This window comes from Coprococcus eutactus (assembly GCF_025149915.1).
Taxonomy (GTDB): domain Bacteria; phylum Bacillota; class Clostridia; order Lachnospirales; family Lachnospiraceae; genus Coprococcus; species Coprococcus eutactus.
In genome coordinates, this window is record NZ_CP102278.1 from 2,532,497 (window position 1) to 2,545,516 (window position 13,020).

At 39.8% G+C, this 13,020-nt stretch carries 13 protein-coding genes and 1 pseudogene; all 14 read right to left on the minus strand.

Going from position 1 to position 13,020, the window contains the following annotated elements; genetic code table 11:
* Positions 1 to 19: 19 nt before the first annotated feature.
* The 14 genes and pseudogenes from NQ536_RS11260 to NQ536_RS11330 all read right to left on the minus strand — a co-directional run bounded on the left by NQ536_RS11260 (position 20) and on the right by NQ536_RS11330 (position 13,014).
* Positions 20 to 1,207, minus strand: a complete 1,188-nt coding sequence (locus NQ536_RS11260) for an ATP-binding protein (RefSeq protein ID WP_334303825.1) — start codon at positions 1,205 to 1,207, stop codon at positions 20 to 22.
* A 427-nt stretch (positions 1,208 to 1,634) separates the two neighbouring features.
* The gene (locus NQ536_RS11265) at positions 1,635 to 2,039 is read right to left on the minus strand and encodes an LptM family lipoprotein (protein ID WP_004853444.1); all 405 of its coding nucleotides are present in this window, start codon (positions 2,037 to 2,039) and stop codon (positions 1,635 to 1,637) included.
* A 56-nt stretch (positions 2,040 to 2,095) separates the two neighbouring features.
* Positions 2,096 to 2,707 carry a plasmid recombination protein gene (locus tag NQ536_RS13875; protein WP_004853443.1) on the minus strand — a complete coding sequence of 204 codons (612 nt, stop codon included), beginning with the start codon at positions 2,705 to 2,707 and terminating at the stop codon, positions 2,096 to 2,098.
* Between the two features lie 196 nt (positions 2,708 to 2,903).
* Positions 2,904 to 3,701, minus strand: coding sequence for a YhfC family intramembrane metalloprotease (locus tag NQ536_RS11280; RefSeq protein WP_227909633.1), 798 nt, complete (start codon positions 3,699 to 3,701; stop codon positions 2,904 to 2,906).
* A gap of 19 nt (positions 3,702 to 3,720) precedes the next feature.
* The gene (locus NQ536_RS11285) at positions 3,721 to 4,023 is read right to left on the minus strand and encodes a hypothetical protein (protein ID WP_004853440.1); all 303 of its coding nucleotides are present in this window, start codon (positions 4,021 to 4,023) and stop codon (positions 3,721 to 3,723) included.
* A gap of 9 nt (positions 4,024 to 4,032) precedes the next feature.
* Positions 4,033 to 4,239, minus strand: coding sequence for a helix-turn-helix transcriptional regulator (locus NQ536_RS11290; RefSeq protein ID WP_003865061.1), 207 nt, complete (start codon positions 4,237 to 4,239; stop codon positions 4,033 to 4,035).
* Positions 4,236 to 4,565 (minus strand): DUF6442 family protein, encoded by a 330-nt coding sequence (locus NQ536_RS11295; protein ID WP_004853437.1) that lies wholly within the window; start codon positions 4,563 to 4,565, stop codon positions 4,236 to 4,238. Before NQ536_RS11295 ends, NQ536_RS11290 begins: the two co-directional genes overlap by 4 nt.
* Before the next feature lie 214 nt (positions 4,566 to 4,779).
* A complete protein-coding gene (locus NQ536_RS13880) occupies positions 4,780 to 5,355 on the minus strand; it encodes a TnpV protein (RefSeq protein WP_227909632.1) in 576 nt (191 codons plus the stop codon).
* A gap of 190 nt (positions 5,356 to 5,545) precedes the next feature.
* Positions 5,546 to 5,716, minus strand: a complete 171-nt coding sequence (locus NQ536_RS11305) for a DUF6017 domain-containing protein (protein WP_233419716.1) — start codon at positions 5,714 to 5,716, stop codon at positions 5,546 to 5,548.
* Between the two features lie 316 nt (positions 5,717 to 6,032).
* Positions 6,033 to 6,929, minus strand: a complete 897-nt coding sequence (locus NQ536_RS11310; RefSeq protein ID WP_004853427.1) for a helix-turn-helix domain-containing protein — start codon at positions 6,927 to 6,929, stop codon at positions 6,033 to 6,035.
* A gap of 140 nt (positions 6,930 to 7,069) precedes the next feature.
* Positions 7,070 to 7,870, minus strand: a complete 801-nt coding sequence (locus NQ536_RS11315; protein WP_004853425.1) for an AraC family transcriptional regulator — start codon at positions 7,868 to 7,870, stop codon at positions 7,070 to 7,072.
* A 284-nt stretch (positions 7,871 to 8,154) separates the two neighbouring features.
* Positions 8,155 to 8,307, minus strand: a pseudogene (locus NQ536_RS11320) (UDP-glucose--hexose-1-phosphate uridylyltransferase); the annotation flags it as partial.
* 102 nt (positions 8,308 to 8,409) lie between these two features.
* A complete protein-coding gene (locus NQ536_RS11325) occupies positions 8,410 to 9,804 on the minus strand; it encodes an MFS transporter (protein ID WP_044998364.1) in 1,395 nt (464 codons plus the stop codon).
* Between the two features lie 168 nt (positions 9,805 to 9,972).
* Positions 9,973 to 13,014 (minus strand): glycoside hydrolase family 2 TIM barrel-domain containing protein, encoded by a 3,042-nt coding sequence (locus tag NQ536_RS11330; protein ID WP_044998363.1) that lies wholly within the window; start codon positions 13,012 to 13,014, stop codon positions 9,973 to 9,975.
* Positions 13,015 to 13,020 lie beyond the last annotated feature (6 nt).

The following is a 13,020-nucleotide window of genomic DNA, read 5'->3' on the forward strand; positions in this document are numbered from 1 at the left end:
CACTCCTTCAAGCCCAAATTTACAAATTACATACCGCATATAGTGGTATATTTACCATCCATTCCTGATCCATATACTTTAGAGTTGAAAAACGTACAGCTTTCTCAGGATGGAATTTATCGCAATATGCTTTTAGACTCTGAGACCTTATATTCGTTTCTGCCTTTACTTCAATAGGTATAATTGCAGCCTCTTTTTGGATCAAAAAATCCTGTTCAAACGTAGCTTTTTCTGTCCCATAGTAATATGGTGTGTACGGCGTATCTGAAATCAACTGCTGCAACACATATTGCTCTGTAAGCGCACCCTTAAATTCTATAAAAATATCATTTCCTTCCAATATGGATGTCGCTGGCAACTCACTTAATGCCCCCAGCAATCCGACATCCAGCATAAACAATTTATACGCATTCATGCTTTGATATGCTTTTAGAGGCATATGAGGTTCATTTACACGATTAACTTTATAAATCAGTCCACAGTCAAGCAGCCATTGAATTGCTATTTCAAACTCGCTGCTACGAGCCCCCTTTTTTATTTGACCAAAAAAGAATTTTTTGTTTTCTTTTGCCAACTGCATTGGGATAGAATTCCACACTATTCTGATTCTTGGAAGCACCCTGCTTTCAATATGCTTTCCAAAATCCCCTTCATACTGTCTTAATATATCGCTTTGAATCTGCCTTACTTCTGTATAATCTTTGTCTAGTCGAAAAGCATCAACTACCGCAGGCATTCCTCCCGTGTAATAATAGTTTTTTAACCAGAAAAGGTATTTGTCAGAGAAATTATCAATAATGGAATAGTCCTTTGTTTTTAATTCATCTGCCAGTTTTTTCTCGCCCATAGCATATAAAAACTCTCTAAAGTTAAGCGGATATAGATCCAACAAGTCAACTTTACCAACCGGATACGACACTCCCTCATGAATTGCCACTCCCAGCAGTGACCCTGCTGCTATAATATGGTATTCTGGTGCTTCTTCGCAGAAATATTTCAAGGATTCTAAAGCTTTTGGTGTGTTCTGGATCTCATCAAAAATAATCAATGTATTCCCTGGAGTAATTGTTACTCCTGACTCAATATTTAAATTCATTATGATTCGTTCAATATCAAAATCATTTTCAAAAACCGCATTCATACGTTGGTTGTTATAAAAAGAAATGTATGCTGTTTTCTCATAACAGTTCTTTCCAAATTCCTTCATCAACCAGGTCTTTCCCACCTGTCTGGCTCCCATTATAATTAAAGGTTTTCTATTTTTCTTCCCTTTCCACTGTAACAGATCATTCATTGCAAATCGATACATTATCACACCGTCCTTTCTCTGATAGTATACCACATTTTTTATGGTCTATTCTAGCATTGTTTCAGCACTTTTTCCGACCTTGTTGGCTTTGTCTTTGCATTTTTTCCGACCTTGTATCGCTGTGATATCACATTTTTCCATTACTGGTCATAAATTTGTTACGTTTTTAATAGCCACACATGTCGATTCTATCAAAATAAGAAGAAGTCCGGGTGTTCCCGGACTTCTATCACACAATATTGCATGATTGTTTTTAGAAAATACGTGCATTGTCTTATCTCTGTATTATTTTTAATCTCGTCAGTTTAACAAACTGGAATTTGACTTAATATCCATGGTCAACATGCTGCCACTTTCCGCCATCTGTTCTAACTAAAATCCACTTCCAATCACTGTATGTACTATTTGGATTCAAAGACCCGTCTCCACCAGATGAATCAACATCGAATGAAGATAATAAAACAATGACTTCATCTGCATTGTTTCTGTCTGCCCAATCTTTATGATCTTTCGTGCAGTCATCTCCGGCATAGTAAATTTCTGTGAGAGTGCATCCTTTCCAGTCACTCTTAAACTCCTTTTTTATTGTGTCAATAGCGGCTTTAATATCCTCTTCTGAATAGCTCTCAGATTCAACATTATGAGTTTTTACTTCACTGACATCTCCACCACAAGCACTCAAAACAAATAAAAGCATAATACATAGCATTGTACATACGATTTTCTTCATACAAGACCTCCTTAAATACCGATTTTCTTGATTCTACAAACTAGAATTTGTAAATATTATTTTACATTTTTATATGAAATCACAATATGACTTGGTGCAAATAATACTGATGCAATAATCAATAGCACTGACCTACTCATAATCCCACTAAATAAGAACAACATTGAAGGAATAATAGAAAGTGCTAATGCTTCGTCAGACCACCTCCCGAACCAAGTTCCCGGAATATTGATTATCATGAATCCGAAACAACCCAATCTCCCTACTTGTTCTGTGACCTCAACATATTTATTGTTCCACTTATTATCAAATCCATCTTTGCACTTAATCGCAATCTCGTTAAAGAGCGTTGCGTCTTTTCTCAACCCACGAAGCGACACCATACCGTCAGCTTCCATCTGCTTTAATTGCTCCATATAGGTCGGAGCAAAAGGCTTTTTGAAATGCACATTATAGGGTATGCGTTCCTCAATCATATTTATATTTTCATAGGTTTCATTCTTGCGTTCGTTGTGCCTTTCCGCCTTGCTCACATCAGAAACGGTGTACTTTTTACCCTTGCACAACTCATATCCGCCTTGTTGCTTTTCGCCATTTCGTTCTCCTTTCTCGGCAGAGCAAGCAATCCTCCTTTCCTGCCGAAAATAAAAACCACAGGAAAGATACATTAAGCCTTGTTTGTGTCATTTCTCAGGGCGAAAATCAGGGGAAATTTCCTTTCTAAGCCTTTCAAAAAATCGCAAGGTATTTGTACTAACCTGTGGTTGTGTATGAAATTGTGGGTTTGGGATAACAAAAAACACCGTATTTCTACGGTGCGTTCTGTAAGATATATTCTGTTTTATGATAGCAGAAAACTGGAATTCACAGTTCTTCCATCCTTCCCATCTTCAGCGCCATAACAAGAGTTCCGGCTGCCATCACAAAGACACCAATTTCAATCACATAGATGGGAAGAAGCGCCGGACCTGCCACGGCAAAGAAGTCCACGATAAAATGAATCCCATATGCAAGAACCGCTGTAAAAGCCGCTGTCCTGTATTTGCCTGCCTTTACCGCCCGGTAGATCAGCAGTGACAACCCGATATGCAGAATGATAGCACTGATTCTTTCGATTCCGCTTACAAAAAAGAGTGGTGCCGGTGTTGTCCATAGGGCCGACAGCTGTGACACAGTCTGATTTGCAGACTCAGCAGGAAGTGCCGCCAGCGTATTCTGCATGGCTCCGCTGTTGATCATCAGCATGGACACAAGATTGCTGATTCCGGAGAGTCCTCCGAGCAGAATAGCCTCCACACCGCCATGCCCGATTCCATACATCAGTGCATTTGGAAAATCCAGCCATTTCTTCATCCAGAACTTCATGGCAATCAGTCTTCCGGTCTCTTCAAAAACAGCTGCAGCCAAAGCCGCGTACACATAGTAAAGCCATGGCCTGCTCTGTGCGTTCAGTCCGCAGAACCGAATGACAAGAACATGCAACAGCTGCTCCAACAGCATGGCAAACAGCAGATAGGTTCCTGCTCCGATAAAGAACGAGGAAATCCTTGCCTTAAGCTTCACCCTTCCTGCAATGAACAAAGCAATCGGTACCCCCATCGAGAGGACAACGGAGCAGATAACTCCCGCTATCGCCAGACCTGATATTGTGTTCAATTCCATCTTTATACCTCCCTGATTCTCAAAAAATTCCTTTATTGTATTTGAACTGTCCATACAATATAAAGCCTAATCCGACAATAACTGCTGGAAGAATGATATAATCTATAATTATTTCACTCCAAAACGAAACAATAAAACCTAATATAAGAGATATTCCTATAATCAGCGTTCCTGTGCCAACTGTTTTTCCATACTTTGGTATATCTTCTTCCTTTACTTTTCGCCTGTTATAAGAGTGAATTGTGCTGATATTGCCTTTGATATTTACAATTCCCACAACAGATATGAACACTCCCAAAATCAACAGTATAATATTTTCCATAGTGACCTCCTAAAAATAGAATAGTTCCTCAAATTTTTTGTCCAATGCAATACAAAGAATTAGAGCCAATTTTGCAGTTGGATTAAACTGTCCTGTTTCAATAGAACTAATGGTATTTCTTGATACCCCTACCATTTCTGCAAGCTGAGCTTGAGAAAGATTTGCTTCTGTGCGAACTTCCTTTAAGTGATTTTTCAGTTGTAATTGTTCTTTCATATTCTCACCTCTAAAAGGTGGCTAACAAATCCAACAAATGCAAAAATGGAAACCACAAAAAACAGAACGGTCAAGACCAAATCACTCTTTCGCTTCATTTTGATAAAACGAACTAACCATTGTGTTGCAATAATGCTGAAGTATATAACCCACGGACTGTAAATCATAGTATGAGCAAGCACAGAAGATAACAGCGAAAGCAAACAACACACTAAAGCACCAACTCTGCTTGCGTGACTTCCGGCTTGATATACCACTTCCATTTCAGCCAAGTCCTTATTGCGATGTTCTTTTCTGCTTGCATTTAAGATTTCGTCCTTTTTCATAAAAACACCTCCATGCCAAGTTTTCTTTGCATGTTTTAATTATACACATACCAAGTTTTCTTGTCAATAGAGTTCATAAAAAAGTTACAACCGATATAATAGATAACTTTTCTACCACTTCGATTATACTCGCAACTTAATGACTTCTTGAATACTTGCCGAAAAAGAAAAACTGCCATCGGTTTGACAGCAGTTCTTCTTCGGTTGGTATCCGTTAGGAATACACAATATCATTCATTACAATCTCATCGGCACAGGCTCGAATGTTATTCATCAATCCTATCCATCTCATCATATCCGTTGCTTTCAGTTCTTCTGTTACACCTTGCTTCTTTGCCATTTCCTTTATCAGATATTCCGCCATATCACGAGCCGAAGTATCAATTTCGGCAAGGTGTTCATATAACTTTCCGCTTGTCAGCAGATTAAAATATAGCACACTTTTCGACAAATTCTTACAAATAACTACAAATTTTTTCACAAGAAACGAAAAAAACGATACTGCATCTCTGATAAGGCTTTTCATACAGATCCATAAAATCATCCGGACAGGAAATCTGATTACCAATATGGTATCTACAATCAGATATAGTGCAAATGCTTCGTCAGACCACCCCCCGAAACAAGTTCCCGGAATATTGATTATCATGAATCCGAAACAACCCAATCTCCCTACTTGTTCTGTGACCTCAACATATTTATTGTTCCACTTATTATCAAATCCATCTTTGCACTTAATCGCAAATACAACATTGGGTATCATAATGACTGCAATAAAAATCAGCCCCAAAACATTAAATCATTCCATATTATCTACCATCACAAACTTCGATTTGTAAAACTGTTGCATTGATTATATCAAAGAATCATGCTTGCAGCAATCTCCTTAAAACGAAAGGCAGGTGTGCCCTCCTGCCCTCAAAAAGGAAGGGAAGGTGAAAAATATATAGTCAACTGCTGTTTCCAGCAGCTATGAATCGTTACTTACCATAGAAGTCATGGTTTACTTCTGCTTTATAGTAATTACTACATGTTACCGGAGCATTATACAGTGTCGTGAGCATATAGCTTCGTATGTTGCGAACCTTTGTAGCATTATTCCGCAGACATTCCAGCACATACTCCATCGTATGAAAATCTATCTTCTCCAATCTGCTCCGTATTCTCTGTATTTGTCTTACAAAACTTTGTATGAGGTGGTACATCGTTTTGTGGGAGGGTGGTACAAAATTTTGCAGGAGGGTCATACGAAGTTTTGTAGCAGGCTTATTTACTTGGTTTTCCGTAAAAGTCCGATAGCTTCATTCTCCCCTATAACCTTGAGGAACAACAGCGGCAAAATGAGCGTGACCTGAAGGAGTTGCAACACTACCAGAAGGAAATTGACACCTATCTAGGGAAAAAGCATGAGGATATTTAGTCCTCATGCTTATCAGTAAAGATTTTATAGGAAGATCATCCATATTCTCATTTCGTAAACTCTACGGAGTAATAATACATATAATCATTCTCTGTATTTAGATTATCTCCGGAAATATCCTGTATCGGTAACATACTTAATCCATTTTTACCATAAACCAAAGCCGCTAACCCCTGCTCTGTTCCAAAATCTATCGGACATGTATGGTTTATGCTTGTCGCCGATCTTCCATAATATTCCCGATCTTCAACATCATTTAAAATTGGATTTTCTGTTGTGTATTTCGTATAGTTATCTGCCACAATTAGACTTGCAGAAAATTTTTCAAAATTAGGAACAACCACTATCATTCCAGTTTCGGTAGATTCTGTACCATTAAAAGATATTTCTGCAATTTTCTCATGCGATACTCTTTTTCCGGATTGATATTCAGACAAGTAAACAAAAAGGCATTTATAGTTATCCTTTGTCTTATACCGAAACATCATTACCCCATCTGCTCCAGACATCAGTTCCGCAGTTTTCATTTCCGCACTATCCGGCGATACTTCTTCTATGAAATTTCGGGGTTGTCTCATCTTCTTACACGCTATAACAGCGATTACAGTGATAAGTCCTGTCAGAATAATACAAAGTGCTACAATGATTCGTCGCAGAAATTTCTGTTTATTCTTTCCTTCCTTTGACACCTGCAATAGCGTTTCATCAGACTTTTCTCTTACACTATCTTCGCTAATATCTTCACCGGCTAAAAATTCATTGATGCTGATTTCCAATATTTTACACAGTTCCATATATACTGAAACGTCTGGAAGGCAAATTCCACGTTCCCATTTTGAAACAGACTTATCACTCTTCCCGAGCTTATCTGCAAGCTGTCTCTGTGTCAGCCTAGCTCTTTTTCTTTTTTCTGCGATATATCTTCCAATCTTAGCAATATCCATAGGTCATTCCTCCTTTCATCATGATAATCTTATCTTATCACAGCAAAAAAATACACCCCTCAAAGGTAGAATTGCCACATTTACTGCCTATATCCAATCACAGCCACAACTTTTCCATTCTCTGCCTCTATGTTTGATAGTCACGATATTATATCTGTACGGCTTGTATTTCTGTATTCGCTCGGTGTAACTTTGTATCGTTCCTTAAATACCCGATTGAATGTTCTCTGACTTTCAAATCCGCTATCATAGCATATATTTGTAATGGCATCACTGGTATTTTCTAAGCGATGGCAAGCATAATTTAGTCTTGCATCATTCAGATATTGATTGAAATTACGATGGAATGTTTTGGAGAATGTTCGTGATAAAACATACTTGCTCACTCCCAAATCTCTTGCCATATCATCTAACGAGAAATTCTTTCTAAAATTACCAGACACGTACGATACTGCCTGATAGACAAGATCTTTACTTCCCACATCTCCTTTATCGACCAGTTTCAGCTTTCCAATGCATCTTGCAATCAAAATCTGCAGGTATGCCTGTATAACTGCTATATCCATGTGGTCTGTATCTAAGATGGTATTAATTACCCGGTATACTTCCGGCTCCACCATTTCTGCCTTTATGATTGGGTAATCCGGTGCCATCGTCTGTATAATATCAGCATATTTCCCAATCGCAAAAGGTGGAGAAATAATGTAAACCGCCTTATTCACTCCCGAAGAGAAAACCTGATAATGATGGATAATATCAGGAAATACAAAACCAATATCTCCCTTTTCCATGTGGTATAACTCTTGTCCAACTCCCAGCTCCAGTGTTCCATTTGTCACACATACGATCTCCAATGCATTATGTAAATGCGGAGCAACATGCTTCGATTTTCTTTTTAAAGCTAATATTTCTTCTTTTGTATCAACAAATGATAAATGCATTGGTTACGCCCCCTTTGCAAGATTTGTCTACTTTTTCTTTCGATTTGGCAAGCAATCACATTGTATTTATTCTATAATCAACTTGTAAATAATTATAATCAGCTTGTAAATAAGGAAAGGAGGTACGCATTATGAACAAGTTTAAGAATTATATGAACAACCTTTTAGTATTCTACGCTGATTACTTTGAACATGTATATCATGCATAAAATACTAAAAGGACTACTTTGTGAAAACTGAATACCTAGCTTGCAGACCATTTCACAAAAATGAAATGGTCCTTTTTATAAATTATCAATAAATCTATTGAATGCAGCAATTCCATCTGGTGTTCGTTTATAAACGCCTGCATCCTCTAAAACCTTTGTAAAGACAATTCCGATTTCCTTTTGCACGATAGAATGAATATTCTCCGACGTAATGTCATACTTAGGGATCTCTATTATTGTATTCGCCTTCAAAATATACACCTTCTTGCACAAAAAGCATTGCCTTTCTCGAATGTTCAATTAGACAATGCTTTTCATTACATATAAACCTTAATACTTTGTTGCGTCTGTTACTTCATCAGACTTAATTCCCTTTTCAGCTTTCAATTTTTCATTTACAGCTTCCACGTTCATTCTGGAAAGAACAATCATAATTAACACATCAAGGATCAATGGCAACCATAAATACATAAACTGCATCATATCAAGTGCTGACTGCGGCTGTGTTGCATTTGTTCCGACATAACCACTAAGCTCTAATAACCAGCCACATACTGCAGTTCCGATTCCTCCACCAATCTTTACACCCAGTGATGTACAAGAATACATAGTTCCGTCAATTCTCTTTCCCTGTGTCAGATAAGTATACTCTGAACAAGAAGCAATCACTGCGTTCATATCTCCCTGCCATGGGCCCTGTCCAAGTGCTGCAAGGGCTGTAAATGCCAGCATAAGAGGAATACTTCCCATATATCCTGCTACAACAACCAACGCTCTACCAATAACGGCAATGATATATCCTCTGAGATTCAGCTTGTACATACCATTCCACTTACCAACGAGTGTCGGAGTAAAGATAAGAGCTATAATAAGCGGGATATTCACCGCCCAGGCGAACTGACCAAAAAGATTCTTGTTCTTCAATACCCATGTCATGTAGTAGATACCAGCACCGATCATGGCACTATAAAGCTGCTGTAAAATATATGTTCCACAGATCATCATATAATACTTGTTCTTTACAAGAAGCTTAAATGCCTGAACCAGTCCATACTTTTCTTCATCTCCTTTTACTTCTCCCTCGTTAAGCTCCTCCTCCGGAAGCTCTTTTACGGAGAGCGCTGAGATTGTATTTACAATCAGACCGATAATTGCATAGATGATTGCTACCGTTCTCCATGCTGCTGCATCTCCACCGCAGTAATCAACAAATTTTACGGTTACAGACTGGATCAAAAGGCTTGTAGAAAATGCGAAGATGAAACGATAAGATCCCATCTGCACACGCTCTTTACTGTTCTTCGTAATCAAAGAAGTAAGTGCAGAATACGCAATATTATTTGCTGTATAAAACACACCATTTAACAATGTATATGCAATAAAGAACCATGCATATTTTGCTGTATTTCCCCAGCTTGTAGGAACCGCAAAACAACATACCAGTGTAATCGCACATCCAATGTAGCCGTAAAGCATCCACGGTTTCGCCTTACCCATCTTGCTGTGTGTCTTGTCAATCATCGAGCCAAAGAAAATGTCTGTAAATCCGTCAAACAGTTTGGAAACTGCGATCAACGTACCTACTATACCTGCTGCAAGTCCGACTGAATCCGTCAGATAAATCATCACAAAGGATGTTAAAAATGCATATACTACATTTCCTGCTATATCGCCGGATCCGTATCCGACTTTGTTATACCATTTTAAATACTTTTTTTCTTCCATAGAATCACTCCTCATCTTAATCATGTTTAGAATTTCATGTGTCAAACAGTCTGATGCCTATATTATTCTAAATGCTTTTACTTTTGTTCTCTTGTATCCCGAATATCCCCGTATGTCCGGACTTATACGTCGATATTCGGGAAAATACTGTGTCAACGAGTTATATCATTATCCTTTCACATACGGAACCAGTGTAAACCGGAACCGGAATAATCTATCATCAAATCTGTATGCTTCTAACACGTCTGGTCCGCAGCTGTTAGAGCCTATTCCATTCTGTGCATAATCAAGACAGAATACCGTACTGTCCGATTCTATCAGTTCATAGTTATGTGCCTTTTCTTCCAGCTCCTCCTGTGTATAGAAGGACGCATTGAATGAAAATGTATCCTCCTCTGCAACGGCAGTGATACCGTACTGGCTGTTGCCAAGCTCCACATAATCGCAGTCGTAATGACTTCCGTTTTCCTGTGGGCGAATATAGTCCTCATGCATATCGGAAACCTTCAGACGATACAATCCGTGGCTTGCTGCTCTATGCTTGTCCCGGTAGCTTTCCTGCGGTCCCATACCGAAGAACCCTGCATCTGTAAGCTTCTTATCTAAGAACATCCGCACACCAAATCTTGGTAGATCCGGAAACTCCTCATCCTTTTTCACTGCGATATCCGCTCCAATTCTTCCGGCTGCGTCAATCGTCCAAGTGATTGTCACATCCATAATTTTCTGCACGGTTGCTGCCACGACCGAAGCCTGACTTACAACAGTTACTCCGTGCTTTCCCTGAATCACCTCTGACTTGTATGCTCTTGTATAGGCTTCGTTGTAGTGGGCTTTCTTCCACTCTGCCTTGATATACATATCGTTATCCGTCGGTGCTCTCCAGATGTTCAGTTCCATCGGATGATTCATATATTCTCTGCCTGCAAATGTCAGGCTGTCAAAAAGTGCTGTCCGCTTGTTGACCGTATAGGAGAAATCCCGTCCCTTTATGATGATCTCTATATCATTTTCCTGTACCTGAATACCCGTATCAGGCACTTCCTTTGTAAGCCAGCCTACTGCCTGCTGATTCTTTGCACCCTTACTGCTTACATCTATCTCGTCAAAGCCTAAGACATACGCCTTGGAAAGAAGCGGAATGTCCTTCTTCAGCTTATAGAACAGCTTCAGATATACCTTTCCATTCTCCGGAATTGAAAGCTTTAAGGTCGTGCTTCCATCACAATGCGGTAATACGGATACTTCAGAAAGCTTCCCCTTTCCGATCACAAGTCCATCCTGTGACAGCTCGTAAGTAATCTCAACATAATCCTTCAAATCATCGAAATCCATATAGTTGTGAAGCACCAGCTCACCGCTTGCTGCATCATACGATACTATTCTTGCCGGTCGGTATACATTCTTGTACTCCAAAAGTCCGGTGTGTATCCTTCTGTCCGGATATACCAGACCATCCATACAGAAGTTGCTGTCATGGATTACTTCGCCATGATCGCCGCCATAGGCATAGATCGTCTTGCCATTTTCGGCTACACCATGGGCGATTGCATGATCGCACCACTCCCATACGAAACCACCGCACATCTTATCCTCTGCCTGTATCATCTGGAAATAATCTTCAAAATCTCCGGGACCATTTCCCATACTGTGGCAGTATTCCACCAGAAGGAATGGTTTGCTGCCATCCTTTTCCAAATATTCCTCTATCTCAGTAAGTGCCGGATACATTCGGCTGTATAAGTCAAGATTCCCGTAATCATAGGTTACATCGTAATTGCGGTATCTGGCACTCTCATACTGCGTGATACGTTCCGGATCAAATCCCTTTGTCCATGCCAGTGCCTTCTCAAAGTTGCAGCCATAAGCGCTTTCATTTCCCATAGACCACATCACGATACAAAACCGGTTCTTGTCACGCTCCACCATCAGCTTCACACGGTCAACAATCGCAGCTTCCCATACCGGATCATCTGCTATCTTCTCATTCCAACGCTTAAAGCGGTTGTAATCCGTATCCTCTTTTCGATACAGCATAAATGGTCCGTGTGCTTCGATATCTGCCTCGTCAATCACCATAAATCCATAGCGGTCGCACATTTCATAGAAAAATGGTGCATTTGGATAATGGCTGGAACGAATGGCATTGAAGTTGTGCTGCTTCATCAGGGTAAGGTCTGTCTTGATCTGCTCCATGCTAATTGTAAATCCGGTGACCGGATCGGAGTCATGGCGGTTCACACCACGGAATTTAATCTTCTGTCCATTTAAGTAGATTACCTGATTCTTGATCTCGATCTTGCGGAGTGCTATATGGTCTACGATTACCTCCTGCTCCGTCTCCAGAATAATCGTATACAGATACGGATTCTCTGTATTCCAGAGTGTATAATCTACAATCTCAAAAGTCGATTCTCCACTCTCGGAAATAACACCCTCGGAAACAACTGCTCCATTCTTATCCTCGAGCTTTACCCGAACCTCTGTCGGCTCGTAAAATGCTGCTGTAAGATTTATCCTTGCAATGTCTGAATCTAATTGTGTTGTAATGCGATAATCACGAATTCCCTTTTCCGGACGTTTTAAGAGATACACATCACGGAAGATTCCGCTCATACGGAACTTGTCCTGATCTTCAAGGTACGAACCGTCGCACCACTTCATCACAAGCACGGAAATCCGGTTCTCTCCTTCCCGCAATACGTCTGTCACATCAAACTCACTGGTCATGTGGCTCACCTGACTGTAGCCTACATAGGTGCCGTTTAACCATACATAAAAGCAGCTATCCACACCTTCAAAGTTAAGATATGCCTTTGGTGCTGCAGCATCCTTTGCATAGTCAAAGGTATGCACATAAGCTCCACATGGAATATCCTGTGGCACATATGGCGGATCAAACGGAAATGGATAACGGATATTTGTGTATTGGTGTGTATCATAACCTGCCATCTGCCATACACTCGGAACTTTGATCTCGTCAAAGCCCTCAACCGAATAACCATCCTCATAAAAGGCATCCTTCATATCATAGATGCTGTCAAAATACTGAAACTTCCATGTACCATTCAAAAGCTGCATTCTGTCTGACAGCTCTCTGTGCTCTACCAGGTCATCCATCCGCTTGGAAGCCGGCATGTAATAAGCTCTCGCCGGCATCGTATTGTCATGTAATACACTTAAGTCCTCATAGTAACGTGGCACGATCATAAATAA